Origin of the sequence: Alkalibaculum bacchi (genome assembly GCF_003317055.1) — a bacterium.
GTDB classification, from domain to species: Bacteria; Bacillota; Clostridia; order Eubacteriales; family Alkalibacteraceae; genus Alkalibaculum; species Alkalibaculum bacchi.
The window spans coordinates 1-25,910 of sequence record NZ_QNRX01000002.1 but is presented as its reverse complement, the minus strand read 5'-3'; the positions used below and the strand labels follow the sequence as shown (position 1 = coordinate 25,910).

Genomic DNA, 25,910 nt, shown 5'->3' with positions numbered 1-25,910 from the left:
AATCACAAGAGTGGGGTTTCCACCAATGTGTTGATATAGATAAATAGAGTAGTATAAATGATTAGATTTTTAAATGATTTGTAGTGCTTGATAAGGAGTGTAAAAATGGTCGATATAGAAATGTTATGGGAATTACAACAATTAGAAAATAAAATCATCGAAGTAGAAAAAGAAATGGGCGTAACGGATTTACAAAACCACATTGAAAAAAGCAAAGAAACTTACAATAAACTATTACAAACAACTAAAAAAATTGCAGTAGAGTATAAAGACAAAGATGCTATTGCGCTAGGATTAAAAGAAGAGGTAGAAAATATACAACAGGCTATCGTCATTGCAGAAGAAATGCTAAATAGCGGTGAGGTTCTTAAGCCGAAAGCAATTAGCCAATTAGAAAAAGACATTCAAGATAATACAAATTTATTGGAAGAAAAAAATAAAACGCTTCAAGAATTAAGAAAAGACAATTTAATAAATATTAAGCAAATTAAGAGATTTAAATCAAAATTAGAACAGATCTATGAAGCAGTAGAATCTTCTACAAAGCAATTAGAAAAACTGCAAAAGGATGTAAGAAAATCACTAGCTTCCGTTTACGAAAATATAGAGAAGATTAACGATAATCTTACACCAGAATCTTATAGATTTTACTATGACAAGAAGGAAAATCTTTACCCAGTTTTAGTTCCTTATACTGGAGATAGCTGTGATGGCTGTAAGATGCAGTTCTCATTAATGTTCACACAAAGCATTGAAAAGAACCATCTACATTCCTACACCTGCGAAAATTGCGGCAGAGTCATCATCATCCCACAGACGCAAGAAATATAAAAGGCAGCGATCAGCTACCAGCTACCAGCTACCAGCGGCTGATTGCTAAAGTAGCCGTAGGCACCTTCTTGTAACAGCCACCATCGGTGGCTTATATGGTTTTACTTACCACCTTACTACCTTACCACCTTGATGTTTTTTCCATTGCAAATAAAATAAACATATGTTAAGATAACATTCTGAGTAAGTCAGATGATCGCTGGTACAAAACCGCAAGGTTGTACGAGAGGAAAGTCCGAGCTCCATAGAGCAGGGTGCCGGGTAATACCCGGTGGAGGCGACTCTAAGGCAAGTGCAACAGAAAGTAAACCGCCACCAAAAATGCTCCGCATTTTTGGCGGTAAGGCTGAAACGGTGAGGTAAGAGCTCACCAGCGGATAGGCGACTATTCGGCTAGGTAAACCCCATTCGGAGCAAGACCAAGAACGGACACACAAAGGCAGCTGCTCGTTGCCGTCCAATGGTAGGTCGCTTGAGCTTATTGGTAACAATAAGCCTAGATAGATGATCATTTAATACAGAACTCGGCTTATAGACTTACTCATATAAAACGAACTTAAAATAAGGCTTTCGGGCCTTTTTTTATTATAAAGAAGGTTCTATTTTGACCCTAACTATTAGAGGTTTTAGCCTATAGATGAAAGATACTATGGAGGAGATACATAATGAAGAGTATAATCAATAGATGGTTAGAAAAATTAAAAGAAGCAAATAAAAAGAGTTTCGGATCTGAGCCGTTAAATTGTTGTACTGTGGGCAGGGATAAGAAAAAGAATAAACCTACTGCAAGAGCACAGCATAATAGAAAATAGCAAAAAACTACAGAGATATAATATGTTTTTATATTTATGCTATTGTTACTAAGGCTAATGAAGAAGTTTGTTTACATTAAGGTCTATCTTTGAAACTCTTATTAGAATATAATTTTTTTAATGGTACAAAGATATTTTGTGAAAGCGGGTAGTAGAATGAATACAAACATTAAAATACGCATGGCAACTAAAGCAGCAAAATATTCTTAATCTGAATGCTTGTATAGCCTATACACCTACCGAGAATGCTTATCTTACCAATGCCAGTATATATTTTCATAAAAGCTTAGAATATAAAAAAGTTGGACATTTTACGAAGTGCGGATATAAGTTTGAAACTTGGTACGATGTGATTTGGATGGAGAAAATTATTGGGGATCATTCTGCAAATCCCAAACCAGTTATTCCAATATCAGAATTGTATGAATTACAGTTATGAGTTAATGTTGATTTTGTGCATAATATTTCTAGACTAGGTCATTACAGTCGATCATTGCGTCGTGCAAACGGGCGACCAAAGGCACGCCCCTACCTATTGGCTCCTAGGTTGTAGGGGAGGTCTTTGACCTCCCGTGACGAACATTATTTAGATATCATGCAACAAGGTTAAAACTGTTCATATAAGGAGATAATGTGATGCCAAAAAAATACTAGATAATAACTACAATTATTATAGCTAATCCAGCTCGTAATTCAGAATAAGCTTTTGGCAATTACGGCAACAATTTGTAATTACGGCACTGCCAGTTAGAAAACCATTTGCGAGGAGAACCTCATCTTCATGGGTAGGTGTAAAAAAGGCTTTGTGTTTTCTTGGCCCCCAAAAAATTTCACTACTGCTCTGAAGAAAACCACTTTCCATTTCTAGATCACAATAAGGACATTTCATATAATTGCCTCCTTCGTTAAAAACGAATACTCTTTAAGTCTATTAGTTTATACAACTCTGTCATCATCATTATACAACAAATTTAATTTGCAAAAAATAAAATGTTAAGAGAATTTACTATTTGGTATTAATATAATAAAAAATAGGAAGTATTAAGCATTTTAATAATTATTTGGCAATCGCTTATTCGAGGGTAAAGTTATAAGATATCATGAATGATCCAGTAGCATTAGCTAAAGCTTACACAAAATTTCCTAATGTAGTTATATGATAAAATGTTATAATAAGGGATACATAAGAAAATTTGGTGGCAATTATTGAAATAAAAGATTTCAAATTTAATTTTTAGCAACAATTAACATACTGATATAAGAGGGGTGTATTATGGAAAGTGATCATTTAAAAAGATTGCATAGAAACATTGAAGTTCTGAAAAGCATATTGACAGATAAAGAAGTAAAAAAGCTCGATTTTGATTTGCTCCAACGAGTAATCATCAGATTAAATTCTTTTGATTGTAATGAGTGCGGGAGATACCTACAAGAAATCGATGAACATACTAAAATGTTGATAGAAAAAGGCAATCCAGTAGATAAATCAGATTTTAAGGAATATCACAAAAAGATGAGTGGTATTATTTCTCATTTAGAAAAAGAACACAAGCTTGTTAGAGAAGGTTATTACATGAGTGTGTACATGTCTATAGGTATGAGTATAGGTTTGGTATTTGGTCTTTCAATATTTGAAAATAATATAGCTTTGGGATTGCCAATAGGAATGAGCATTGGAATTGCCATAGGTAGTGGCTTGGACGCAGATGCAAAGAAAAAGGGAAGAATCATATAAGATGAGGTTGGATTTTCGTGTATAGCCTCTTGTCTAACTATCAATCATTTTTAAGTTATGGGCGTATCAGAGTCCATACCCTAGAGCATTATATATTTTAGAATGTAGGGGCGACCTGTGGTCGCCAGTTTGAAAAAACACCACTATCAGATTGTGGGAAAATTGTTGCTGAAGATTTTACAGGAAAATACCATCCTTGATAGATATAAGTAATAAAGAAGTTATTTTTTGTTTATTGGAGAGTTGATTATGAACTTAGAAGAATTACGATTGAATTGTGCGATTAAACATTTACTGATTGCTATGTGGGTATATCCGACATTACCTGAAAAGATGCTAATGGTAATAGCAATGATTTTTGGAGCACATTTGTTGCCATATGGGTGGTTATATAAATCTAAATCCTACATACTGTTCGCTATTTTAGTACCGATTTTATCGCTTATAATTGGCGTAAGTTTTGAACCCTATAAGCTTGCAATTATGATGATTATAATAGAAATATTGTTTAGTATTTGTTTGATAGTTGAAAACAAAAAGATTTTATCGGAGTTTAAACTTAATCTTTAATATTAACGAATATACAATTTTTAAATATTGCATCGTGCAAACGGGCAACCAAAGGTACGCTCCTACCGATTGGTATCTGGGTCGTAGGGGAGGTCTTTGACCTCCCGTGAACAATTTTATTAGATTGCGCCACACAGTAGGATAATGCGTTTTAATTTACTTATACAGTGAGAGGTATACAAATGTTCATTGATACTAATTTAGATGATTTCAAGTTAAGATTTGCAGAGATAAAAGATGTTCCATTAATTTTAGAATTTATAAAGGAATTGGCTAATTATGAAAAAATGTTAAATGAAGTTGTAGCTACAGAAGAAATTTTAATAGAATCTCTATTTGAAAGAAAAATGGCTGAGGTTATTATCGGTGAATATAAAAATAAACCAGTAGCTTTTGCATTATTCTTTCACAATTTTTCTACTTTTTTAGGGAGACCAGGTATTTACTTGGAAGATCTATATGTTAAACCTAAAATGAGAGGAAAGGGTATAGGGAAAATTATACTTTCTTTTCTTGCTAAATTGTGCGTTGAAAGAAAGTGTGGAAGATTAGAGTGGTGGTGCTTGGATTGGAATCAGTCATCAATTGAATTTTATAAACAAATGGGTGCAGTTCCAATGGATGAATGGACAGTATATAGAGTATATGATGATGCGTTAGATAAGTTAGCTATGAAATTCAGTAAATAAATTTTGTCTAAAGAACCAGCTTTTAAGACATATCTTTCTCATTTGTTGTCGTAGTTGTAGGGAAAGATGAACTAAGACAACTCATTGTTGAGTTCCCTTAAGAAGTGTTGTATTATCAACACTTCTTTAAATTTATCAAGAGTAAATTTAAAGAAACTAAAAAATCTTAATTTTGATATATCATATATGTATAGTATATGATATTAACAAAGTCCAGCAATAACTTTGCTGGACTTTAATTCGCAAAATAACAAGAATATACGACAATGTGAAGTTAATATTATGTTTTATATAGCATAGGCTAATGTTCAAACACATAATAAGGCTTTTGATGAGCCCCATTAATTTGGTTGTACAATCGTTTCTGCACTGAAATCATCAAGTAATTATTTTGTATTATGGATTATACACTTTAGCAGAAGGATAATTTACATTGAAGTACCCTTCTGGCAAATCTCCTTTTACGCTGGTATATAGCTCATCGTTAAAATATATGGCAACCTTATCTACTCCGAGATTATAACCATAAGTAGCTAGTAAAGACGTTAAGAGACCATCTTCGGTATTGGTTCCTAAGTTCATATGGTCTACATAAGAACCAGAGAATACTATTTTAAGAACGCCTGTTGTTTCATCTACCTTTGCAGATTTTACCTTTATTTTATCTGTTAATGACAAAAAATCTTTGTTATAAGAAGTACTTTGTAGCTCTTTTGTTAAAGCAGTAATCAATGCATTATCTTCTACAGGTATTATTTTATCAATATAATAATACTCTAATTCAGTTGCAGCTAAAAAATAAAGCCTACACTTGGTATTTTTGATTGAAGATTTTTCAGTGGTAGGAGATTTCATCTCAGACTGTTTGTTAGCATCTGACATATTCTCACTGGTCGAATCATTATTAAGAATCTCAGACGGTTTGTTCGTATCTGATATATTCTCACTGGTAGAATTATTATTAAGAGTTACCTGTGGTGTGATATCTGAAGTATCAACCTTCTCGTTATTCTTACAACTAGTTAGAAAGAGAATAGATATTACTAGAAGGGATATTACCCAAAATCTAAATTTCATTTTATACCTCCAAAATATAATGCAGTAGTGTCAAGTTTGACAAACAATTGCGACTTAGTTTATAGATTTAATTATACCATAACTTTTATATAACCACAAATGTTTACAAACTAAAGGGGATATATCTCGTGCGCTACGAAGGTGACACTCCAAGTAATAAATATTACTTGAAGATAGCTATGCTATACAAATGATGGTGGAGGGCCCACCGAATTCGCCATACAGGTGATAATTTTAAACTATCTTAAGGTGCTGTAGACAAAAGCTACCTGTTTACTAACTAGACGGTGGGCGGCACATAGGTGGCATGAATCTAGCATAGGCGTTTGTAAAGAGATAAATAAATTATAAGATTCACCCTCCTTATTAATTATTGGATACGAATGTTTGTTTGTATTTTCTCATAAAATATAAAAACCTGTAAGGGGGATTTAGAAAATATTGTAATTTATTAGTTAGAATATGATATTATAGAAATGATGAGAAATTGAGAAGTGCCTCCAAAAATTGTATTCGATTGTAAAAATTAATAAAAAAGGCAGACGATTAAGAATAGGAAATATGTAGAAGCAGGAGGGATGTATGTTGAATACTATTTCGGAATTAAAGAGAATTTGGACAGATTTTGTAGAAGAGGAGCAAATATCACCTGAAATAAGACCTGTGATACTAGAATCCTGGAAAAGATGTAAAAATAATTTAGTTGATTTTTATGGAGGCAAGGGTAAGGTTCTATCTGATGAAGAGATGAAACACCGTTTGGAAAAAAATAAAGAATTAATTGAAATTGCCTCACCCATCATTAAAGACATCTATAATATTGTTAAAGAGACAAATTACAGTGTGGTGTTGACAGATACGGATGGTATTTTAATTGAGACTATTGAAAACGAGAAAATAAGACCCGAACATAGGGATCTCAATTTTATGCAAGGAACCAGCTGGAACGAAAAGGATGTTGGAACCAATGCTATAGGGACATGTTTAGCCATTGGGCAACCTATACAAGTAGTGGGCAGTGAGCATTACTGTAAATATCATCACGTATGGACGTGTTCAGCAGCACCCATTCGCAATAGTGAAGGAAAAATCATCGGCTGTTTAAATTTATCGGGGAGAGTGGAAGATGTACATCCCCATACCTTTGGCATTGTAGTGGCTTCTGTAAAGAATATAGAAAAGCAACTGGCTATTTTGGAATACTACCGTCTCATGGATACGGCATTTGATTCTATACTGGATGGGTTAATTATTATGAATCGACATTTTGAAATTGAACGGATTAATAACAAATTGCCCCATATTTTTAAAATGAGTATAGAAGAAATATACGCCATTGATATGAAAAAAATGCTGGAAGATGTGGAAATAGAAAAGGATATATTCCAGGCAAGAAATAAAATAAAATATACGGATTATACTTTAGATATAGGCAAAAGAAGAATTGACTGCGTATTAAATATTTCTCCTATTGTTTTTAATGATGAAATTATGGGTGTAGTATTAATTATTAAAGAAGCTAAGCAGTTACGTAAAGAAGTAAGTAAGATTGCAGGTTTTCGAGCAAATTATACCTTTGAAAATATAATTACCCAAGATAAAAAAATGAAAGAGCTGATTCAGACAGCCAAAAGAATTGCAAAAAATGATTGTTCTATACTGATTGAAGGAGAAAGTGGAACAGGAAAAGAATTGCTGGCCCAGTCCATACATAATGCAAGCAATTGCAACAGCGGTCCTTTTATTCCTATTAATTGCGCCGCTTTGCCTAAAGAATTAGTAGAAAGCGAGCTGTTTGGTTACGAAAGGGGAGCTTTTACAGGAGCACTAAAAGAAGGAATGCCCGGAAAATTTGAATTGGCAAACGGAGGAACTATTTTTTTAGATGAAATAGGCGAAATTCCCATAGAAATCCAAGCAAAACTCTTGAGAGTGTTGGATGATCATAAAGTCAGAAGAATCGGAGGGACCTATGAGAGGGATTTAAATATACGCATTATTGCAGCCACCAATCGTAACTTGTATGAAGAGGTAGCAGAAAAAACTTTTAGGCGAGATTTATATTATAGGCTCAATGTAATTAATCTGGAAATATCTCCTTTAAGGGATAGGCCTGAAGACATTCTTACTTTGGCTAAGTTTTTCCTGAAAAGCTTAAATGAAGAAAATCCCCACAACCCTAAAATGTTCAGTGCAGGGTTTAAAAAGGAAATCATTACCTATGAATATAAGGGCAATGTAAGAGAACTAAAAAACACGATTCAAAGAGCTTATTATTTGTGTGAAAAGGAAATTATTGATGAAAATTATTTGCCACAAAAAGAAAAAAATAACTGTACTCCATATGATATGAAGCCGTACACAAAGAGCTTACAGGAAATCGAAAAGCAGAGCATACAAGATGCTTTGATTTTATCTCAAGGAAATGTAGTACAAGCGGCACAGTATCTTAACATTAGCAGAGCCACTATTTATAGAAAAATAAAACAGTATCAAATTTCCACCAAATAAAAATTGTAAAGAAACAGTTCTGAAAATATTTTAATACACTTGTCTCATTTTGAGAAATAGTATTAAAATGAGATAAATAAAATGAGAAAATGATATACACTACGAAAAGGATTACAAAAAAACCGCTATTTTAGCGGTTTTTTTTTTCTTTATATATTGGCATGATATTTGCTAAATAGATAGTGAGAACAATTTGAAAGGAGGATTGTCCATGTCATTAAAAGCTGCATTTATCTTTATTGCACCAAATGCCGATGATGTTCAACATCGGTCTCATATCCATACAGACGAGATTACATTAATTACAGTAGGTGTGGATTCTTATGCATCAGGTATAAAAGCGGCAAAAGAACTTGTGAAGCAAGGAGTTAAGATCATTGAACTATGCGGTGGTTTTGGCCACGAAGGAGTTACAAAGATTTCTGAATCGATTAAAGGAGAGGCGGTGGTAGGAGTTGTAAGGTTTGATAACCATCCAGGATTAGATTTTAAGAGCGGAGATGAATTTTTCAAAGAATAAGTGCTGCTTTTTAGAAAGAAAGGAGAAATTTTATAATGACAAATATTATTATTTCGCCCAGTAAATACATTCAAGGTAAAGATGAAATTCATAATGTATCTAAACATACTTATTTTTTTGGAAACAAATTTTTATTGTTAGCTACTGAAAATGGCATAAAGAGAATGAAGGGCATTATTGAAGAAAGTTTTAAAGGAACAGATGCAAAATTAACATTTGAGACTTTCAATGGTGAATGCTCGAGAAAGGAAATCCAAAGAATAGAAAAAATCGTGGAAGAAAAGGGTTGCGATGCCGTAATAGGCATTGGCGGAGGTAAGACATTGGATACAGCCAAAGCGGTAGCATACTATAGAAAAATCCCTGTAGTAATTATTCCTACCATTGCATCCACAGATGCCCCATGTAGTGCCTTATCCGTTATTTATACTGAAAAAGGAGAATTCAGCGAATATTTAATACTTCCTAAAAATCCAGATATTGTACTCGTGGATACAGCTATTATTATGAAATCCCCGGCCAGATTTTTGATAGCAGGTATGGGGGACGCTTTGGCCACGTATTTTGAGGCAAGAGCTAGTGTGAGATCAAATTCTGATGTCATGGCGGGAGGAAAAGCAACAAAGACAGCATTTGCAATTGCAAAATTATGTTATGAGATCTTATTGAGTAATGGTTATAAAGCTAGAATTGCAGCAGAGAAAAACGTTGTTACCCAAGCAGCGCAAGCAGTTATTGAAGCGAATACATATTTAAGTGGTGTAGGGTTTGAAAGCTGTGGTATTGCAGGAGCACACTCTATTCATAATGGTTTTACAATACTTCATGAGTGCCATCATCTTCTCCACGGTGAAAAAGTAGCCTTTGGGACCATTGCACAGCTGGTGCTTGAAAATAGTCCTATAGAAGAAATTGAAGAAGTCATCCATTTTTGTACTCAAGTTGGTTTGCCTACTACACTAGAAAAAATGGGGATTTCAGATGTAAAAGAGGAAGAACTTATGAAAGTAGCAGAGTTAGCTTGCGGTGAAGGAGAAACGATTCATAATATGCCTTTTAAAGTAGAGCCTCAGGATGTTTATGCAGCTATTCTTATTGCAGATGAACTAGGGAGACAGTATATAAAATAATTATGAAAAAATGATTGAGCTGATAAGAGCTATATAAGAATCTGCAATTTTTATACTGAGGGGGATAAACAGTGAAGGATTTTATTATTTAGGTAGGAATATGGGGACATTGATAACACTATTGAAATTTCTGTTGCTTGTGTGAAAGTAAAAATTTAAATAAAGAATAGGAGGGTATATTTTGAAAATACCAAACAAAGATATTATTGAGATGTACAAAAAAATGTTGAAGATTAGGCAGTTTGAAACAAAAGGAATGAATCTATTTGCAGAAGGAAAAATTCCTGGATTTGTTCACTTATACATAGGAGAAGAAGCTGTCGCTACAGGTGCTTGTGCCAACTTAAACGATGATGATTTTATTACCAGTACTCATAGAGGTCATGGTCATATTATTGCCAAAGGCGGAGATTTGAATTACATGATGGCAGAGCTTTTCGGTAAAGAAACGGGATATTGCAAGGGAAAAGGTGGTTCCATGCATATTGCTGATGCCACTAAAGGGATTTTAGGTGCAAATGGTATCGTAGGTGCAGGACATAATATTGCTGTAGGTGCAGCATTAAGCGCACAGTATAAAGATACCCAACAGGTTTGTATATGTTTCTTTGGTGATGCGTCTACTAACCAAAGTACTTTTCACGAAGCCATGAATTTAGCAAGTGTATGGAAACTGCCAGTAATATTCCTTTGTGAAAACAATGGTTATGGGATTTCCGTAAGTCAAGAAAGGCACCAGGCCATTACCGATATATCCGTTCGTGCTGTTGCTTATGATATGCCTGGAATCACTGTGGATGGAAACGATGTTTTTGCTGTATATGAAGCTGTAAGAGAAGCTGTTTCTAGAGCTCGAGAAAAACAAGGACCTACATTGATAGAAGCAAAAACCTATCGTCAACGTGGTCATTTTGAAGGAGATCCCACTTCATATAGAAGTGATGAAGAATTGCAAAAATGGAAAAAGAAAGATCCTATTCCAAGATTAGAAAAATATATGCTTGAAAACAATGTAGTTTCTGAGGAAGAATTGAAAAAACTTCAAGATGAAGTGGAGCAGGCCATAGAAGAAGCCATTGATTTCGCATTAAATAGTAAAGATCCTGATTTAGATACGGCAGTAGAAGATGTTTATACAGATTTAAAAGTTGAGGAGGTTCGTGTAAGATGAAAAAAATGACCTATGGCCAAGGAATTAAAGAAGGAATGAGAATTAAAATGCTAGAAGATCCAGATGTATTTATTTTTGGAGAAGATGTGGGAGCCTTTGGAGGCTGTTTTGGTGTTACTTCTGGTATGTTTGACGAATTTGGAGATAGAAGGGTTCGAGATACACCTATTTCAGAAGGTGCAATTATCGGGGCAGCTGTTGGTTCAGCAGCAGCAGGGTTAAAACCCATTGCAGAGTTAATGTTTGTAGATTTTTTGACCGTTGGGATGGATCAATTGGTAAATCAAGCGGCAAAAATGCGTTATATGTTCGGTGGAAAAATTAAACTACCTATGGTAGTACGTTTACCTAGTGGCGGTGGTGTAAGCGCTGCTGCTCAGCATTCGCAGTCTTTAGAATCTTGGCTGACTCATGTACCTGGATTAAAAGTAATTTATCCCTCTAATCCTCAAGATGCCATTGGAATGATGATTTCAGCAATAGAAGATGAAAACCCTGTAATGTATCTGGAGCATAAGGCTCTCTACGCTATGACTGGAGAAGTAGAAGATAAAGTAGATGCTATTCCTTTAGGAAAAGCGAGCATTAAAAAAGAAGGCAGCGATGTGACAATTATTACATATGGAAAACAGGTTTACGATTCTTTAAAAGCAGCAGAAATATTAGAAAAAGAAGGTATGGATGTAGAAGTAATTGATTTGCGTTCATTATTTCCTCTGGATAAAGAGGCCATTAAAACATCTATTGAGAAAACTGGAAAAGTAGTTATCGTTACAGAAGAAAACAAACGAGGTGGATTCGGGGGAGAGATAGCTGCAATTATTGCCGAAGAATATTTTTTCAATTTAGATGCTCCTGTAGCCAGAGTAGGTGCATTGAATTGTCCTATACCCTTTAATCCCGGTTTGGAAGATTATGTATTGCCAAACGAAAAAGATATTGTTCAGGCAGTTAAGGGATTATTAGGTAATGCATATTATTAAGAGGCTTTAAAGCCTCTTACATCTCTAATTTTAATAAAGGGGGTAAACAGATGCCACCTATAGGGATTATTGCTAATCCTGCATCGGGAAAAGATATCCGCAGATTGCTTTCCTATGCAACCGTTATAGACAACAACGAAAAGGTCAATATATGTTTTTTCAATTTGATGAGCCAAAAAATAGAATAGGAGGTCTAATTATTATGGCAGAGTTTATTGTTATGCCTAAATTGGGTTTAACCATGACAGAAGGTACAGTGAGTAATTGGAGAAAGAAGGAAGGCGATAACGTAAAATCAGGAGAGGTATTGTTTGATGTTGAAACAGATAAAATATCAAATGAAGTTGAAGCTACATCTGATGGTGTTATCAGAAAAATATTTATTGAAGAAGGTACAGTTGAGGTATTGAAACCTGTAGCTATTGTAGCATCTGCAGATGAAGATATTTCTTCATTATTGACAGAAATTGGAGGAGGAGAAAAAGAAGAGATAGACGAGACCATAGAAAAGAAAGAAATAAAAGAAGAGGCATCAACTGCCACTACAGCGAAAAAGGTGAAAGCATCTCCTAAAGCAAAAAAACTTGCTGCAGAACTGAATGTAGATATTAGCCGAATAGAGGGAACAGGGACACAATCCTCTGTAACAGAAGAGGATGTACGTAAGTTTGTAAAAGAAAGTAAGAAGGCAGAAAAGAAAACATCTCCCACGGCAGCAGTGGTGGCTGAACAATTAGGTGTAGATATAAATCAAATCTGCAAAGATAGCCGGATTATGAAAGATGATGTCATCGCTTATAAAGAGAGAGAAGATTTTGTGGCCATGGTAAATCCTCAGGAAATAAGAAAGTCCATGAGCACGATGCGTAAAGTTATTGCAAAAAGGATGTTAGAAAGTCAACAAGTATCTCCTACGGTAAATTATAACCTAAGAGTAGATACTACGAATCTTTCAATATTTAGAAATCAAATTAAAGATACTGTCAAAGTAACCTATACAGACCTGTTGGTAAAAATCCTTTCCAAGGCATTATTGGAGTTTCCATTGCTTAATTCCTCTATAGAGGGTAATGAAATTATTTTTAGGAATTACGTCAGTATTGGCGTTGCGGTAGGATTAGAGGATGGACTCCTTGTTCCGGTAGTAGAATATGCAAATAGCAAAGGATTAAAAGAAATATCAAAAGAAATTAAAGAATTAGCTACTAAGGCAAAAAATAATGAACTGCAACCTCAGAATTTAACGGGAGGCACATTTACAATTACCAATATTGGCATGTTTGGTATAGAGTCTTTCACACCTATTATTAATCAACCTGAAGTAGCAATTTTAGGGGTTAATGCAATTGTACAAACACCTGTAGCGGTAGAGGGACAAGTAACAATAAAGCCTTTGATGAATTTAAGTTTAACAGCCGATCATCGTGTGGTAGATGGTTCTGTAGCTGCACAATTTATGGCAAGAGTAAAAGAATATATAGAGAAACCGGCTTTATTGCTGCTATAAGGAGGAATTTACATGAAAATTGCAATTATTGGAGGAGGACCTGGCGGATACATAGCGGCAATACGTGCAGCACAATTAGGGGCTGAGGTATCCATTATCGAAAAAGAGCATTTAGGAGGAACTTGCTTAAATGTAGGCTGTATACCTACAAAAGTATTGCTTCATACAGCTAATTTAGTAGATACCCTAAAAAAAGAGGCCAAAGAGTTAGCCATTGAAGTTACAGGTATAGAAGCAGATTGGAGTAAATTACAGAAAAGGAAAAATAAAATTACGAAGAAGTTAATTGGTGGAATAGAAGGGATTTTGAAAAGTCATCAAATTATTAAATATATTGGGCAAGCCACATTTAGTGATAAAAATGAAGTAACTGTTAAATGTAGTAATGGGAAAATAGAAAAGGTAGCCTTTGATTATGCTATTATTGCTACAGGTTCTGAACCGAATGTGATTCCCATTCCAGGGATAGAATTGCAAGGAGTCATTACCAGTAATGAAGCGCTATCTTTGGAAGAGGTTCCTGAAAGCTTATTAATTATCGGCGGAGGGGTTATTGGATGTGAATTTGCCAGTATTTATAATTCATTTGAATGTAAAGTAAGAGTTATAGAAACATTACCGAGAATTGTAGCAAATATGGATGCAGAGATTACCAATGTTTTGCAAAATAAATTAGTAAAAGATGGAATCGAAATTCATACAAATACAAAGGTGAAAAAGATTGAAAAAACAGCAGATGGTTTAGAAATTCACACTCTAAAAGGAGAAAAATCGGAAGTTTTTAAGGCGGAAAAGGTGCTTTTATCCATTGGAAGAAAACCTGTAACTGAAGGATTGGGTTTAGATAAAATAGGAGTAAAGACAAAAGGTAGCGCTGTTGCAGTGAATGATAAATTTCAAACTAATGTGAGAAATATTTATGCTATCGGAGATTGTAATGGGGGTGTTATGCTAGCTCATGTTGCATCCGCACAAGGTATTTCTGCGGTAGAAAGAATTATGAAGAAAAAAACGAGCATAGATTTTAAAACAACACCATATTGCGTTTATACAAGACCTGAGCTGGCTTCTGCCGGTTTAACGGAAGAACAAGCAATTGAACAAGGGTATCATATAGAAAAAGGAGTTTTTCCACTGTTTGCAAATGGAAAATCCATGATTACATGTGAAACAGAAGGAATTGTAAAATATATTTCAGATAAAGCTACTGGAGAAATATTGGGGTTGCATATAGCAGGACCTAGAGCAACAGATTTAATCGTAGAAGGAGCTTTAGCCATTCGCCTGGAAGCAACTGTGGAAGAAATTATTACGACCATTCATGCCCATCCAACAGTTGGGGAGTGTCTTCACGAAGCTGCCCACGGCGTACATAATAATGCATTGCATCTACCTAAGATAAAATAAGTTATATCAGCTTATATAGTATTCAATCCTTAAATTTAACAAAGATATTTCAATTTTTGTGAGAGATATTTATAAAAAAGGGAATGAAAAGATGGACGGCTATCTTTGAAGGTGTAGGGTGAAATTTGTACTTGGTTGATGTGTACTAGAGTTGACTTTTTATACATGAAATATCTGCAACTATATAAGAGTAGTTGCAGATATAAGGACCTACCTATTTAATTGATTATTATTCCGCTGCTTTTTCATCTATCATATAAAAATCCATTAATGATTATGCGTAAATCGTGACACCGAATAATAATTCTGTCACTATTTATATTTCTATCAGGATATATCCACTATTTTCCTAATAAATAGATTTACCTACATTCATTCTAAATACTATCTTAATATGCCTGCAAGGTGTTTTTTCATTTTAAATCTCTTTTCCTAATATTTTGCTACAAAAATTTAACTTCTACGTACCACCCGAATTCGTTTAAAAAGATCCTCTCATTTACACACAATCATGCGCACACCTCTAATAATGTTCTGTTAACGCATACTTTATAATTTCATCCTATTAACTGTTTGTGTATTTTAATTAGCTTGTACTATAAAGATATCAGCATTTTTTCGAAAAATAGGTTATTAAATCAGGCTATATGGAAATAGTAAGGTCATAAAAAGTTAATTAGGCAGGTGAGTAGTAATGACAAGTACACGAGAAATAAGTGCAATAAAAAGTGATCATGATTTACCTGAAGAAAGTTTTAAAGAGTTGGAAAAATATATTGACAGCATTAAAACCACAAAGGGTGCATTAATTGAAATCTTGCATAAGGCACAAGAGATTTTTGGATATCTACCTCGGGATGTGCAACTATTTGTAGCTAGAAAATTAGGAATTCCTGGAGCAGAAGTTTTTGGTGTAGTTAGTTTTTATTCATATTTTACAATGAAACCTATGGGGAAACACACCATTAGCGTATGTATGGGTACTGCGTGCTTTGTTAGAGGCTCGGACAGAATCATAAAAAAGATGAAAGATACCCTTGGAATTGAATCAAATGAAATAACAGAAGATGGATTGTTTTCCCTAAAGGATGTACGCTGTGTTGGTGCCTGTGGTTTAGCACCGGTAATTTTAGTAGATGATAAGGTTTATGGTAGAGTAAAAGAAGAAGATATTGAAGAAATAATTAATAACTATCGAGAAAAGTAGGAGGTGGGCATATTGAGAATAGATTCTCTGGAAAAGTTAGAGAGAATAAAAGAAACGCATAAAGTGGAAGACTTTAATGATCCAACTGTAAAGAAAATATTAGTATGTGGCGGTACGGGTTGTTTAGCCAATGATAGTGAAAAGCTTATTGAGTTCTTAAATCATGTAATAAAAGCTAGAAAATGTAGTGAAAAAGTTAAAGTAGTGAAAACAGGATGTTTTGGTTTTTGTGAGCAAGGTCCAATAGTAAAAATAGAGCCTGATCATGTTTTTTATGTCAAAGTTGTACCTAAAGATGCAAGAACTATTATTGATGAACATATTCTACAAGGAAACATAGTTCAACGGCTATTATATAAAGAACCTATCAATAATAGAAAAATAGAAAAGCAGGAAGATATGCCGTTTTATAAAAAACAAATGAGATTAGCACTTCGTAATTGCGGTCTCATAAACCCTGAGGAAATCTATGAATACATTAAAAATGATGGTTATAGCGCATTAGGTAAAGTGATTACTCAAATGTCACAAGATACAATAATAGATATAATAACAAAATCAGGATTAAGAGGAAGAGGTGGCGGTGGCTTTCCCACAGGCCGAAAATGGGAGATAACGAAAAAGCAACCTGGAAAAACTAAGTTTATCATCTGTAATGCAGATGAAGGTGACCCTGGTGCTTTTATGGATCGCAGTATTTTAGAGGGAGATCCACACAGTGTTATTGAAGCTATGGCTATTGGCGGTTATACCATTGGTGCAAATAAGGGAATTGTATATATAAGGGCAGAATACCCTATGGCGATATCCAGATTAAATACAGCCCTTTTTCAGGCAAGAGAGTTAGGTTTATTAGGACAGAATATCCTTGGTACAACATTTAACTTTGACATAGAATTGAAACTTGGCGCAGGTGCGTTTGTTTGCGGAGAGGAAACTGCGCTAATCAATTCATGTGAGGGGAAAAGAGGAGAACCTAATTATAAACCTCCCTATCCTGCTGAGGAAGGGTATTGGGCTTATCCAACTTGTGTAAACAATGTGGAAACTCTTGCAAATATTCCTTTAATTATTTTAAAAGGGTCTAGCTGGTTTTCTTCTATTGGAACCGAGAAGAGCAAGGGGACAAAGGTATTTGCTCTTGCCGGAAAGATAAATAATGTGGGTCTCGTGGAAGTACCTATGGGAACGACTCTGCGAGAAATCATATGTGACATTGGCGGAGGAATACAGGATGGGCATCTATTTAAAGCAGTTCAAACTGGCGGTCCTTCTGGTGGCGTCATTACTGAGAAAGATCTAGATACGCCGATTGACTATGACAATCTCCTGGGAGTTGGTTCTATGATGGGTTCTGGAGGAATGATTGTATTAGATGATCGAGACAACATGGTTAATGTGGCAAAGTTTTACTTGGAATTTACTATGGATGAGTCTTGTGGGAGATGTACCCCTTGTAGGATAGGTACAAAAAGAATGTATGAATTACTTGTCAAAATCACGAAGCGAAAGGCTTCCATGGCCGATATGGACGCTCTCAAGCAATTAGCTTATATGGTTAAAAATTCTTCATTGTGTGGTTTGGGTCAGACGGCCCCTAATCCTGTACTCAGTACTATGAAATATTTTTGGAATGAATATATGGAATTGATAAAGGATGTGGACCACCCCCAAGGAGAAGGAAAGTATAAAGCAAAAAATAGGGAAAGAATAGAGGTTTAAGGGAGTGGAAAAATGGAAGAAGCAAAAAAAATATCAATAAGAATGAATGGTCTAGATTACGAGGTACCTCTTGGCATAACAATCCTGGAAGCAGCGCAAGAAGCTGGGATCAGAATACCTACATTATGTCATCTAGATCTTCATGATCTAAAGATGGTGAACCAAACAGCATCGTGTAGAGTCTGTATGGTGGAATCACCCGGGAGAGATACTTTAGTTCCAGCATGCGTTACCAAAGTACATGAAGGAATGGAAATTAGGACGGACTCTCTAAAGGCGATTACGGCTAGAAGGATGGCAGTTGAATTGTTGCTCTCAAATCATCCAAATGAATGTTTTACCTGTCCTAAAAATCTTCAATGCGAACTTCAAGCTCTGGCAGCAGAGCTTGGCGTAAGAGAAATCCGTTGGGAAGGTGAACGGATGGATTATCCAAAAGATATTTCCAGTGATGCTATTGTAAAGGATTCAAATAAATGCATTTATTGTAGACGATGTGAAACCATGTGCAATGAAGTACAAACTTGTGGAATATTATCTGGTATTAGCAGAGGATTTAATGCTTTTGTTGGTCCTGCCTTTAACATTCCTATGGTAGAATCCTCATGTACCTACTGCGGACAGTGCGTAGCTGTATGCCCAACGGCTGCCCTAACTGAAATCAATCATAGCGATAAGGTATGGGAAGCATTAAATGATCCAGATAAACATGTTGTCGTACAGACGGCACCCGCCATACGCGTTGCTATTGGGGAACTGTTTGGTATGGAGCCAGGAACTATCGTTACAGGAAAACTAGTCTCAGCCTTAAAACGAATGGGTTTTGACGAGGTGTTCGATACGGATTTTGGAGCAGATCTTACGATAATGGAAGAAGCTTCTGAACTCATTCATAGGATAGAAAGTAATAAAACATTGCCCATCTTGACCAGCTGTTGCCCTGCGTGGGTAAAATTTATCGAACAACAATTTCCTGAATTGCTGGAAATCCCCTCTACCTGTAAATCACCCCATATCATGTTTGGTACTATTGTAAAGACTTATTACGCACAAAAGAATAATATCGACCCGGATAATATTGTAGTAGTATCAATCATGCCTTGCATTGCTAAAAAGGCTGAGGCAAAAAGACCAGAACTAACAAAAGATGAACACAATAATGTGGATATTGTTGTGACGACTAGGGAATTAGGTGCGATGATTAAGGAAGCAGGAATAGATTTTAATAGTCTACCTGATGAAGAATACGATAAGCCACTAGGGGAAACTACAGGCGCTTCGGTAATATTTGGTACTACTGGAGGGGTAATTGAAGCGGCTGTTCGGACTGCTTATGAATGGATAACCGGAGAACAACTAGGTAACGTTGAATTTGAACAGTTAAGAGGGTCGGATGGGTTGAGAAAAGCAAGTGTCAATATAGCAGGAAAAGAGATAAAAATCGGTATAGCTAGTGGCTTGGGAAATGCTAGAGAACTATTAGAGGAAATACGTGACGGAAAAAATGAGTATCATGCTATAGAAATCATGGCATGCCCAGGAGGATGTATAGGAGGAGGAGGTCAACCCTACCATCATGGAAATTATGAAATTGTAAAAAAACGCCAACAAGCTCTCTATCAAGAAGATCGCAATAAGAAAATTAGAAAGTCTCACGAAAATTCAGAGATTCTAAAATTGTATAAGGAATTTTTAGGAAAACCATATGGGGAGATGGCTCATGAATTGTTGCACACCCACTTTGAAGAAAGAGAAAGAATATAGTAATCATTATCGACTATATTCCCATATGAAAAAGAAATAAAAAAGACATGGAAAAGATCCCACGTATATAATGAACAATTATTTAGTGGCGTGAATGATGTAGGTGCACCATGCAGTTAGCCATTCTGATTTCTTTAAGAAGGTTTATATTTGGATTTCTTGCTTAGTAACTTAAATCCATTATTAGAGAGGCTGGCGGTTCTCTAAAAAGATGACGCCATACCTTTTTATTTAACCTTAGATCTCTTCCATTGTTTTAATTTTGAATTTATATCATTAGGTAAAAGACCCACGATAATAAAACATATAGCTAACCCCTGTAAAAATCCCAAAAATAAATCAGGTACATTAAAAAATCGATTTAGAATAATGTAAACTGTTTGTGCAAAAATTCCTATGAAGAGTTCTTTTCTCATATAAATTCCTCCTAAAGATCTAGTAAACTTTATTTCATATAATGCTGATATAAAAATTGTAAAGGATACTCTATTATATTAGCTTCTTAATAATGTCTGTGCATAATTGTAATCCTTTTTATGTACATAGATATAATACATTTTTGTATAATCTGTATTTACGCCAAAGATGCCAGTTCTTGCACGATTAGATGCACCAAAAAAATTAGGGCTAGTGCTATCCACTATTTTATAATCATATTTAATTCCATTTGAAGAAAGTATATGACCAATCTCATTAAATTTTTGTAGGGAGTTTCCAACAAAAACTTCTATTCTATTCCAAATCATTATCATAAATTTCAAATCCTTATAGAAAGTTAATTGAAAAACATTTATCATTATTATATAACAGATTCTGTTAATTAAAAATGAAAGATTAATAAATTTATCGAATTTTTCATCTTTAATATTGATATAATGATTCATATATAAGAGAGCTTATCAATCAGTAGCTGAGGAAATAAAAAGCGCTTTATCACCTACCGGCTTAATACCTGGTTTAGTGGGTATCTTATAAGAAATTTGAAACTACCATTTGATCATTTTGTCTAGAAGCAAAGAGAGAATACTATTCGTAATCTAAGTACTGCGGTAGTTATATTGTAATAATAAAAAATAGGAGGATTCGGATGTACAGTAAAATAAATCAGCAAATACAGTCTGCATTTCAATGTATGAAGCAATTGGAAAAGATAGATAAAATGTTATATAAGCTCCAAGATGAACAGGAAGAACTAGAAAATAAGGTATCTAAACTAAAGACCACAGTAGAAAAAGAAGATAAAGATGTAGAAAATCTAGAAAACAAAAGCATCGCTAAAATATTTTATTCTTTCCTGGGAAATCTCGATGATCGAGTAGAAATGGAGAGAAAAGAAGCCCTATCTGCCAGATTAAAATATAATCAAAGCATTCGAGATTTATCTAGTATTACCCGTAAAATCAGTGAATTAAATTTAGAGCGTACTAAGTATATAAATTGTAAGGCCCAATACCATAAATTGTTTAAAGAAAAGAAAGAATTACTCATAGCGTCCAATCCTGAAGTAGCGCAAAAGATTATGGCCATAACGGAGCAACTAAGCGAATCAAAAAATAATGTGAAAGAGATAGATGAAGCTATTGAAGCTGGCGAAAATGTTATTTATAGTATAAATAGAGCTTTAAGTAGCCTTGATAGCGCAGAGGGGTGGGGTGTTTGGGATATGTTAGGTGGGGGACTCATGACAGATCTTATTAAACATTCTCATATAGATGATGCAAATTCCGATGTTCAACAGATTCAATATCTACTGCGTAGTTTTAAGAGTGAGTTAACAGACATAAAGATAAGCTCTGATATATCCGTACAAACGGGCGGATTCACTAAATTTGCAGATTTCTTTTTTGATGGATTGATTTCCGATTGGTTTATGCAGTCTAAAATTCAAAATTCTAAAGAAAACATATCTCAAGTGAGAAGACAAGTGCAAAATGTAATAAATGAACTTATAACTATGAAAGATAAAGAAAGCATGACGCTCGAAAAGCTAGAAGCTGAGATGAAAGATATGATCAATCAGGCGTAAATAAAGGATAAAATCTATTCATTTATATGAGAAAACTATAAGGCATGTAAGGACGGTGACTTTTATCTCCTGAAATTTGGAGTAACAAGTTATCGTCCCCATATGCCTATGCCTCAAATTGATATATTGCGTAATAATAGAACATTGCGTTGTGCAAACGGGTGAGCAAAGGTGCGCCCCTACCCATTGGCATGCGGGTTGTAGGGGAGGTCTTTAACCTCCCATGATGAACAATATCTATATATTTTGTATCAATAATTTATTGTGCAATTAAATCTAATTTAACTAAAAGGAGTTAATTATGTGGGAATACACAACAGTAACTTTTAATAGCCTTTTTGATACTGAGAAAAGCTTAAAGAAAAAAAGTAATAGAGTGCTTGAACAGCATGGAAAAGATGGTTGGGAGCTTGTCAATTTCCAGTGTGTGGGTGCATTTGGTTCTATGATGGTATTTATATTTAAAAAAGAAAAAAGTAAGAGTACGTTATAAACATCATACAAGATTGAGTTGATTCGTTTTTTTAGATGGAGGAATTTATATGGAAAAAAATATTGCTCGCAAACTTTGGTTCTTTGGGGCTATTTGTTTTATAATAGCAGGAATAGTGGGTGAAAAAACAGAATTTATAGTATTAGGATGTGCATATATTTGTATTGGGTCTTCTATAAAAAAGAAAACTATAGATAAAGATGAAGCACAGAGGTAATGTTTAAAGTAGATTTGTATGTGAACAATTTTCAATATTGATATTATGACTAATATACGAGATAATTTACTTATTAATAGTAGAAAAAATGGCGAAAAAAGTTAATTAGGAATTGAGGCACAAATATGAATATAAAAATAAGAGCATACGATAAAAATGACATTTTAGAGTCAATCGCTATCTGGAATGAGATTGTTCAAGATGGTATTGCCTTTCCCCAAATGGATTCTTTAACAGAGAGTAGCGGTGATGAATTCTTTTCGCAACAATCCTTTACTGGCATAGCTTATGATGGGGACAGTAGAGAAATTATTGGTCTGTATATACTCCACCCCAATAATGTTGGGCGATGCGGACATATTTGTAATGCAAGTTATGCTGTAAAAAAGAGCGTGCGAGGTCATAGCATTGGCGAAAAACTTGTTATCCATTGTATGAATCAAGCAAAAGAATTAGGTTTCAAGATTTTGCAGTTTAACGCAGTAGTTAAGACAAATGAAAGCGCCCTTCGCCTGTATGAAAAACTTAAGTTTGTTCAATTAGGAATCATTCCTCAGGGATTTTTGATGAAAGATGGCACATATGAGGACATTATTCCTCATTACAGGGTGTTATAGTTTGTAAATACGGATTAGAGGAGAATAAAACACCAATTTCAGTACATAAGATGGAGGAAGAACAATGTCATATAAAAATGTAAAGAAATACTTTGAAGATGCTGGATTATGTGAGCGTGTGAAAGTATTAGAACAATCCAGTGCTACTGTTGAAATGGCAGCAGAAGCAGTTGGATGTGAAATAAAGCAGATTGCAAAAACCCTGTCTTTTATGGTAGGCGATGCACCTATACTGGTTGTTGCAGCAGGTAATGTTAAGATAGATAATAAAAAATACAAAACTACATTTCACCAAAAATCAAAAATGGTTCCAAGTGAATTGGTAGAGGAATATATAGGACACGACATAGGCGGTGTTTGCCCATTTGCAGTGAATCCTAATGTTTCAATTTATTTGGATATTTCTCTTAAGGAAAATGATATAATATATCCTGGTGCAGGTAATGAAAACAGTGTTGTAGAATTATCAATAGAAGAATTAGAAACTCATTCAAGTTATAAGGGCTGGGTGGATGTCTGTAAAGAAGTATCATAAATTTTCTGAAGAAAACCACTTTCCATTTCAACATTACAATAAGGATATTTCAATAATTGTCCCTTCGTTTCTTAAAAGGTGTTCATATTAATCCAGATAAAGCTTTTGAAAAATATAAGAAGTAAATATGGTTAGGATTATCACTGCTATAACATTGGGCAATAAGAAATTGCCGCCAAAGTGAATATTAAGTAGAAATTTCTTAAGGAGGCAAATACATGAGATACGTAGGTAAAAATATCGTTTTGAAGGATGGAACAAAATGCTTGCTTCGAAGTCCAGATGAACAAGATGCTGCTACTATGCTAGAGTATATGAAAATGACCTCGACAGAAACACACTATATGGTTAGATACCCTGAGGAAATAGAGCTAACAGACGCTAAAGAAGCGGAGTTTTTAAAGAACTATATAGAGAGTAAACAGGACATAATGATTGCTGCGTTTGTAGAGGATGATTTGGCTGGTGACGCTAGTTTAAATTGCGCAAACAACTATATTAAACTAAGACATAGAGCGGTTTTTGGTATCTCTATAAAAGAAAAATATTGGAACAAAGGGATAGGAAGTATATTAATACAAGAAGCCATAAAGATGGCAGAAGTAATGGGGTACGAACAAATTGAGCTAGGTGTGTTTGATGACAATATTAAAGCTAAAAAGCTTTATCGTAAATTTGGCTTTCATGAATGGGGAAGAGTGAAAAGTGCTTTTAAACTGAAGGATGGTACATATTGTGATGAGATTGTGATGGGTAAAATATTGAAGTAACTAAATTACAATTATATTATTTTATGACTTAAATACTTTAACGAGTATAAGGTATTACAATCGTGATGGTTGTACCCATCCCTAGCTTACTGTCTGCAAAAATATTTCCTTTGTATTTTTTCAGAATATCTTTTGCGATAGAAAGGCCAAGACCTGTCCCACCTTTTTCTCTGCTACGAGCCTTATCTACTCGATAAAAGCGATCAAAAATAAAGGGTAAATCTTGTCGGCTAATACCATATCCATTGTCTTGAATTTCTATTTTATATTTATTCTCATGATGACTGGATGTTATAGCGATTTTTTTCCGATCTCCACTGTACTTTATTGCATTATCGAATACGATGATTAGTACTTGTTTCAACTGTTCTTGTGGAATTGCAAGTAACGATTCCGTTTTCATTATATCCCCTTTTAATATCTCTAATTGCTCGTATATGAGTTCGTAGTCGTGAATCACCTCATTTAGGACTTCTGTAGCATCACAAGGGATGATACTTTCATGTTCTTCTTGTTTGTCTATACGAGTGAGCGTTAATAATCGATTTGTTAATGTAATCAATCGATTGGTTTCTTTGATGCTTGTTTGCAGAGAATTTTCTAATATCTTTTCATCATGTTTACCCCATCTTTCCAATAAAGAAAGGTGCCCATGAATAACAGCAAGTGGTGTCCTAAGTTCATGGGAAGCATCTTCCACAAATCGTTTCTGTTGTTCCATTGAAGCCTCAATTCGATCCATCATTGAATTAAAGATAGAACTTAGTTGGGAGAATTCATCATTGGTTTCCATAACAGGGATTCGTTCTTGAAAATGCTGGTCTTCAATTTTTCTCATCGTATGGGTTATGACAGCAAGAGGCGCTAGTAGCTTTCTCGCCAAAAGCTGTCCACCCATAATACTTAATATTAATGACAGAATAGTCCCTGCTAACAAGACCCAAAAAACTCGTTCTAAAAATTCTTCAAAGGTTTCAACACTCTGACCAATCTCAAGTATACCCTTAAAGGTCCCTACTATTAACGTTTCTTTTAATATAACAAATCTTTCATTATCTTCGTTTATTCGGTGAAAGCCATATTCCAATTGGTTACTTTGAGGATTAGGAAAGTCTTCAGAAATATTAAAGAGTTCTCGCCCTTGTTGATTCAAAATACGTATCATCTCGTCTTGCCCTATAATATTTTCAAAGAAATCTGCTGATAAGGCAGTTTTTATGCCGCCGAATTTAGATTTCTCCTCGATTAACGTACTAATCTCGTTCCAACGTTTATTTAATTGATCTTCTTCTTGCTTAGAGGTAAAAGTATGGATGAGAATAAGCTGCATGATGTTACACAACATAAAAATTATAAAAATGGAAATGGTTGAATAAATCGTCAATCTCCATTTAATTGAGATGCTCTTCATTCTTTTATTCATTCGTTTTACCCCCCTAATCTCTTATGACATATCCCGTACCCCTAACCGTTTGAATATAGGAGTCTTCTTCTCGATCTATTTTCGCCCTTAGATAACTAACTCAAACTTCGCACATCATAAATGGCATAAATCCATTGCAACATAATACTTTCACCTAAAAATAAAGTGTTATGCACAGCATTTTAGGTTGTTT

Annotated in this window: 27 protein-coding genes, 1 other RNA gene and 2 pseudogenes; 24 read left to right on the top strand and 6 right to left on the bottom strand. The window is 34.5% G+C overall.

Annotated elements, in window-relative coordinates:
- Nucleotides 1–105 precede the first annotated feature (105 nt).
- The 4 genes and pseudogenes from DES36_RS01570 to DES36_RS01560 all read left to right on the top strand — a co-directional run.
- Nucleotides 106–831: a hypothetical protein gene (locus tag DES36_RS01570; RefSeq protein WP_113919465.1), complete on the top strand. Its 726-nt coding sequence runs from the start codon at nt 106–108 to the stop codon at nt 829–831.
- A gap of 180 nt (nt 832–1,011) precedes the next feature.
- Nucleotides 1,012–1,379, top strand: an RNA gene (rnpB, locus tag DES36_RS01565) — RNase P RNA component class A.
- A 117-nt stretch (nt 1,380–1,496) separates the two neighbouring features.
- The gene (locus DES36_RS14700) at nt 1,497–1,643 is read left to right on the top strand and encodes an LDCC motif putative metal-binding protein (protein WP_170128133.1); all 147 of its coding nucleotides are present in this window, start codon (nt 1,497–1,499) and stop codon (nt 1,641–1,643) included.
- Between the two features lie 187 nt (nt 1,644–1,830).
- Nucleotides 1,831–2,082: pseudogene (locus DES36_RS01560) on the top strand (N-acetyltransferase family protein); the annotation flags it as partial.
- 237 nt (nt 2,083–2,319) lie between these two features.
- Here the strand turns inward: DES36_RS01560 and DES36_RS01555 are convergent.
- Nucleotides 2,320–2,532: a PF20097 family protein gene (locus DES36_RS01555; protein WP_113919463.1), complete on the bottom strand. Its 213-nt coding sequence runs from the start codon at nt 2,530–2,532 to the stop codon at nt 2,320–2,322.
- Between the two features lie 384 nt (nt 2,533–2,916).
- Between DES36_RS01555 and DES36_RS15015 the strand changes: the two genes are divergently transcribed.
- The 3 genes from DES36_RS15015 (at nt 2,917) to DES36_RS01540 (ending at nt 4,637) form a co-directional block, all read left to right on the top strand.
- On the top strand, nt 2,917–3,378 hold the full coding sequence (locus DES36_RS15015; protein ID WP_207657416.1) for a hypothetical protein: 462 nt from the start codon (nt 2,917–2,919) through the stop codon (nt 3,376–3,378).
- A 249-nt stretch (nt 3,379–3,627) separates the two neighbouring features.
- Complete coding sequence (locus DES36_RS01545) at nt 3,628–3,948, top strand: DUF7010 family protein (protein WP_423230745.1); 321 nt, start codon at nt 3,628–3,630, stop codon at nt 3,946–3,948.
- A 182-nt stretch (nt 3,949–4,130) separates the two neighbouring features.
- Nucleotides 4,131–4,637 carry a GNAT family N-acetyltransferase gene (locus DES36_RS01540; RefSeq protein ID WP_187387043.1) on the top strand — a complete coding sequence of 169 codons (507 nt, stop codon included), beginning with the start codon at nt 4,131–4,133 and terminating at the stop codon, nt 4,635–4,637.
- A 396-nt stretch (nt 4,638–5,033) separates the two neighbouring features.
- Here DES36_RS01540 and DES36_RS01535 read toward each other — a convergent pair whose 3' ends face one another.
- Nucleotides 5,034–5,714, bottom strand: coding sequence for a GerMN domain-containing protein (locus tag DES36_RS01535; protein WP_113919462.1), 681 nt, complete (start codon nt 5,712–5,714; stop codon nt 5,034–5,036).
- A 582-nt stretch (nt 5,715–6,296) separates the two neighbouring features.
- On the opposite strand from DES36_RS01535, the gene DES36_RS01530 reads away from it, so the two are divergent.
- The 11 genes from DES36_RS01530 (at nt 6,297) to DES36_RS01480 (ending at nt 19,636) form a co-directional block, all read left to right on the top strand.
- Nucleotides 6,297–8,225, top strand: a complete 1,929-nt coding sequence (locus tag DES36_RS01530; RefSeq protein WP_113919461.1) for a sigma-54-dependent Fis family transcriptional regulator — start codon at nt 6,297–6,299, stop codon at nt 8,223–8,225.
- Between the two features lie 211 nt (nt 8,226–8,436).
- Nucleotides 8,437–8,745 (top strand): DUF6506 family protein, encoded by a 309-nt coding sequence (locus DES36_RS01525; protein ID WP_113919460.1) that lies wholly within the window; start codon nt 8,437–8,439, stop codon nt 8,743–8,745.
- Between the two features lie 35 nt (nt 8,746–8,780).
- On the top strand, nt 8,781–9,875 hold the full coding sequence (locus tag DES36_RS01520) for a glycerol dehydrogenase (RefSeq protein WP_113919459.1): 1,095 nt from the start codon (nt 8,781–8,783) through the stop codon (nt 9,873–9,875).
- A gap of 181 nt (nt 9,876–10,056) precedes the next feature.
- Nucleotides 10,057–11,046, top strand: a complete 990-nt coding sequence (gene pdhA, locus DES36_RS01515) for a pyruvate dehydrogenase (acetyl-transferring) E1 component subunit alpha (RefSeq protein WP_423230744.1) — start codon at nt 10,057–10,059, stop codon at nt 11,044–11,046.
- Nucleotides 11,043–12,029 (top strand): alpha-ketoacid dehydrogenase subunit beta, encoded by a 987-nt coding sequence (locus DES36_RS01510; RefSeq protein ID WP_113919458.1) that lies wholly within the window; start codon nt 11,043–11,045, stop codon nt 12,027–12,029. The genes pdhA and DES36_RS01510 overlap by 4 nt, the downstream gene beginning before the upstream one ends.
- Before the next feature lie 50 nt (nt 12,030–12,079).
- Nucleotides 12,080–12,217 (top strand): hypothetical protein, encoded by a 138-nt coding sequence (locus tag DES36_RS01505; RefSeq protein ID WP_479722697.1) that lies wholly within the window; start codon nt 12,080–12,082, stop codon nt 12,215–12,217.
- Nucleotides 12,218–12,231: 14 nt separating this feature from the next.
- A complete protein-coding gene (locus DES36_RS01500; protein WP_113919457.1) occupies nt 12,232–13,536 on the top strand; it encodes a dihydrolipoamide acetyltransferase family protein in 1,305 nt (434 codons plus the stop codon).
- A 12-nt stretch (nt 13,537–13,548) separates the two neighbouring features.
- Nucleotides 13,549–14,943 carry a dihydrolipoyl dehydrogenase gene (gene lpdA / locus DES36_RS01495; protein ID WP_113919456.1) on the top strand — a complete coding sequence of 465 codons (1,395 nt, stop codon included), beginning with the start codon at nt 13,549–13,551 and terminating at the stop codon, nt 14,941–14,943.
- Between the two features lie 694 nt (nt 14,944–15,637).
- The gene (locus DES36_RS01490) at nt 15,638–16,150 is read left to right on the top strand and encodes an NADH-quinone oxidoreductase subunit NuoE family protein (RefSeq protein WP_113919455.1); all 513 of its coding nucleotides are present in this window, start codon (nt 15,638–15,640) and stop codon (nt 16,148–16,150) included.
- A gap of 12 nt (nt 16,151–16,162) precedes the next feature.
- Nucleotides 16,163–17,872: a (2Fe-2S) ferredoxin domain-containing protein gene (locus tag DES36_RS01485; RefSeq protein ID WP_113919454.1), complete on the top strand. Its 1,710-nt coding sequence runs from the start codon at nt 16,163–16,165 to the stop codon at nt 17,870–17,872.
- A 12-nt stretch (nt 17,873–17,884) separates the two neighbouring features.
- The gene (locus DES36_RS01480) at nt 17,885–19,636 is read left to right on the top strand and encodes an NADH-dependent [FeFe] hydrogenase, group A6 (RefSeq protein ID WP_113919453.1); all 1,752 of its coding nucleotides are present in this window, start codon (nt 17,885–17,887) and stop codon (nt 19,634–19,636) included.
- A 227-nt stretch (nt 19,637–19,863) separates the two neighbouring features.
- Here the strand turns inward: DES36_RS01480 and DES36_RS01475 are convergent, their stop codons facing one another.
- Nucleotides 19,864–20,052, bottom strand: coding sequence for a hypothetical protein (locus DES36_RS01475; RefSeq protein ID WP_113919452.1), 189 nt, complete (start codon nt 20,050–20,052; stop codon nt 19,864–19,866).
- 78 nt (nt 20,053–20,130) lie between these two features.
- Nucleotides 20,131–20,388, bottom strand: a complete 258-nt coding sequence (locus tag DES36_RS01470; protein WP_207657415.1) for a hypothetical protein — start codon at nt 20,386–20,388, stop codon at nt 20,131–20,133.
- 335 nt (nt 20,389–20,723) lie between these two features.
- On the opposite strand from DES36_RS01470, the gene DES36_RS01465 reads away from it, so the two are divergent.
- The 6 genes from DES36_RS01465 to DES36_RS01445 all read left to right on the top strand — a co-directional run bounded on the left by DES36_RS01465 (nt 20,724) and on the right by DES36_RS01445 (nt 24,294).
- Nucleotides 20,724–21,662 carry a hypothetical protein gene (locus DES36_RS01465; protein ID WP_113919451.1) on the top strand — a complete coding sequence of 313 codons (939 nt, stop codon included), beginning with the start codon at nt 20,724–20,726 and terminating at the stop codon, nt 21,660–21,662.
- Between the two features lie 301 nt (nt 21,663–21,963).
- Complete coding sequence (locus DES36_RS01460) at nt 21,964–22,155, top strand: DUF4177 domain-containing protein (protein ID WP_113919450.1); 192 nt, start codon at nt 21,964–21,966, stop codon at nt 22,153–22,155.
- Between the two features lie 49 nt (nt 22,156–22,204).
- Nucleotides 22,205–22,372 carry a hypothetical protein gene (locus DES36_RS14695; RefSeq protein ID WP_170128132.1) on the top strand — a complete coding sequence of 56 codons (168 nt, stop codon included), beginning with the start codon at nt 22,205–22,207 and terminating at the stop codon, nt 22,370–22,372.
- A 125-nt stretch (nt 22,373–22,497) separates the two neighbouring features.
- Nucleotides 22,498–22,989 (top strand): GNAT family N-acetyltransferase, encoded by a 492-nt coding sequence (locus DES36_RS01455; protein WP_113919449.1) that lies wholly within the window; start codon nt 22,498–22,500, stop codon nt 22,987–22,989.
- 64 nt (nt 22,990–23,053) lie between these two features.
- Nucleotides 23,054–23,524 (top strand): YbaK/EbsC family protein, encoded by a 471-nt coding sequence (locus DES36_RS01450; protein ID WP_113919448.1) that lies wholly within the window; start codon nt 23,054–23,056, stop codon nt 23,522–23,524.
- A 218-nt stretch (nt 23,525–23,742) separates the two neighbouring features.
- Nucleotides 23,743–24,294, top strand: a complete 552-nt coding sequence (locus DES36_RS01445) for a GNAT family N-acetyltransferase (protein ID WP_113919447.1) — start codon at nt 23,743–23,745, stop codon at nt 24,292–24,294.
- 37 nt (nt 24,295–24,331) lie between these two features.
- Here the strand turns inward: DES36_RS01445 and DES36_RS01440 are convergent, their stop codons facing one another.
- The gene (locus DES36_RS01440) at nt 24,332–25,717 is read right to left on the bottom strand and encodes a HAMP domain-containing sensor histidine kinase (RefSeq protein ID WP_113919446.1); all 1,386 of its coding nucleotides are present in this window, start codon (nt 25,715–25,717) and stop codon (nt 24,332–24,334) included.
- A 13-nt stretch (nt 25,718–25,730) separates the two neighbouring features.
- Nucleotides 25,731–25,808, bottom strand: a pseudogene (locus tag DES36_RS15415) (hypothetical protein); the annotation flags it as partial.
- Nucleotides 25,809–25,910: the final 102 nt, after the last annotated feature.

Bases quoted from the DNA above. Each gene is read 5' to 3' on its own strand.
- DES36_RS01570 (WP_113919465.1), top strand. From the start codon at position 106: ATGGTCGATATAGAAATGTTATGGGAATTACAACAATTAGAAAATAAA.
- DES36_RS14700 (WP_170128133.1), top strand. From the start codon at position 1,497: ATGAAGAGTATAATCAATAGATGGTTAGAAAAATTAAAAGAAGCAAAT.
- DES36_RS01555 (WP_113919463.1), bottom strand. From the start codon at position 2,532: ATGAAATGTCCTTATTGTGATCTAGAAATGGAAAGTGGTTTTCTTCAG.
- DES36_RS15015 (WP_207657416.1), top strand. From the start codon at position 2,917: ATGGAAAGTGATCATTTAAAAAGATTGCATAGAAACATTGAAGTTCTG.
- DES36_RS01545 (WP_423230745.1), top strand. From the start codon at position 3,628: ATGAACTTAGAAGAATTACGATTGAATTGTGCGATTAAACATTTACTG.
- DES36_RS01540 (WP_187387043.1), top strand. From the start codon at position 4,131: ATGTTCATTGATACTAATTTAGATGATTTCAAGTTAAGATTTGCAGAG.
- DES36_RS01535 (WP_113919462.1), bottom strand. From the start codon at position 5,714: ATGAAATTTAGATTTTGGGTAATATCCCTTCTAGTAATATCTATTCTC.
- DES36_RS01530 (WP_113919461.1), top strand. From the start codon at position 6,297: ATGTTGAATACTATTTCGGAATTAAAGAGAATTTGGACAGATTTTGTA.
- DES36_RS01525 (WP_113919460.1), top strand. From the start codon at position 8,437: ATGTCATTAAAAGCTGCATTTATCTTTATTGCACCAAATGCCGATGAT.
- DES36_RS01520 (WP_113919459.1), top strand. From the start codon at position 8,781: ATGACAAATATTATTATTTCGCCCAGTAAATACATTCAAGGTAAAGAT.
- DES36_RS01510 (WP_113919458.1), top strand. From the start codon at position 11,043: ATGAAAAAAATGACCTATGGCCAAGGAATTAAAGAAGGAATGAGAATT.
- DES36_RS01505 (WP_479722697.1), top strand. From the start codon at position 12,080: ATGCCACCTATAGGGATTATTGCTAATCCTGCATCGGGAAAAGATATC.
- DES36_RS01500 (WP_113919457.1), top strand. From the start codon at position 12,232: ATGGCAGAGTTTATTGTTATGCCTAAATTGGGTTTAACCATGACAGAA.
- lpdA (WP_113919456.1), top strand. From the start codon at position 13,549: ATGAAAATTGCAATTATTGGAGGAGGACCTGGCGGATACATAGCGGCA.
- DES36_RS01490 (WP_113919455.1), top strand. From the start codon at position 15,638: ATGACAAGTACACGAGAAATAAGTGCAATAAAAAGTGATCATGATTTA.
- DES36_RS01480 (WP_113919453.1), top strand. From the start codon at position 17,885: ATGGAAGAAGCAAAAAAAATATCAATAAGAATGAATGGTCTAGATTAC.
- DES36_RS01475 (WP_113919452.1), bottom strand. From the start codon at position 20,052: ATGAGAAAAGAACTCTTCATAGGAATTTTTGCACAAACAGTTTACATT.
- DES36_RS01470 (WP_207657415.1), bottom strand. From the start codon at position 20,388: ATGATAATGATTTGGAATAGAATAGAAGTTTTTGTTGGAAACTCCCTA.
- DES36_RS01465 (WP_113919451.1), top strand. From the start codon at position 20,724: ATGTACAGTAAAATAAATCAGCAAATACAGTCTGCATTTCAATGTATG.
- DES36_RS01460 (WP_113919450.1), top strand. From the start codon at position 21,964: ATGTGGGAATACACAACAGTAACTTTTAATAGCCTTTTTGATACTGAG.
- DES36_RS14695 (WP_170128132.1), top strand. From the start codon at position 22,205: ATGGAAAAAAATATTGCTCGCAAACTTTGGTTCTTTGGGGCTATTTGT.
- DES36_RS01455 (WP_113919449.1), top strand. From the start codon at position 22,498: ATGAATATAAAAATAAGAGCATACGATAAAAATGACATTTTAGAGTCA.
- DES36_RS01450 (WP_113919448.1), top strand. From the start codon at position 23,054: ATGTCATATAAAAATGTAAAGAAATACTTTGAAGATGCTGGATTATGT.
- DES36_RS01445 (WP_113919447.1), top strand. From the start codon at position 23,743: ATGAGATACGTAGGTAAAAATATCGTTTTGAAGGATGGAACAAAATGC.
- DES36_RS01440 (WP_113919446.1), bottom strand. From the start codon at position 25,717: ATGAATAAAAGAATGAAGAGCATCTCAATTAAATGGAGATTGACGATT.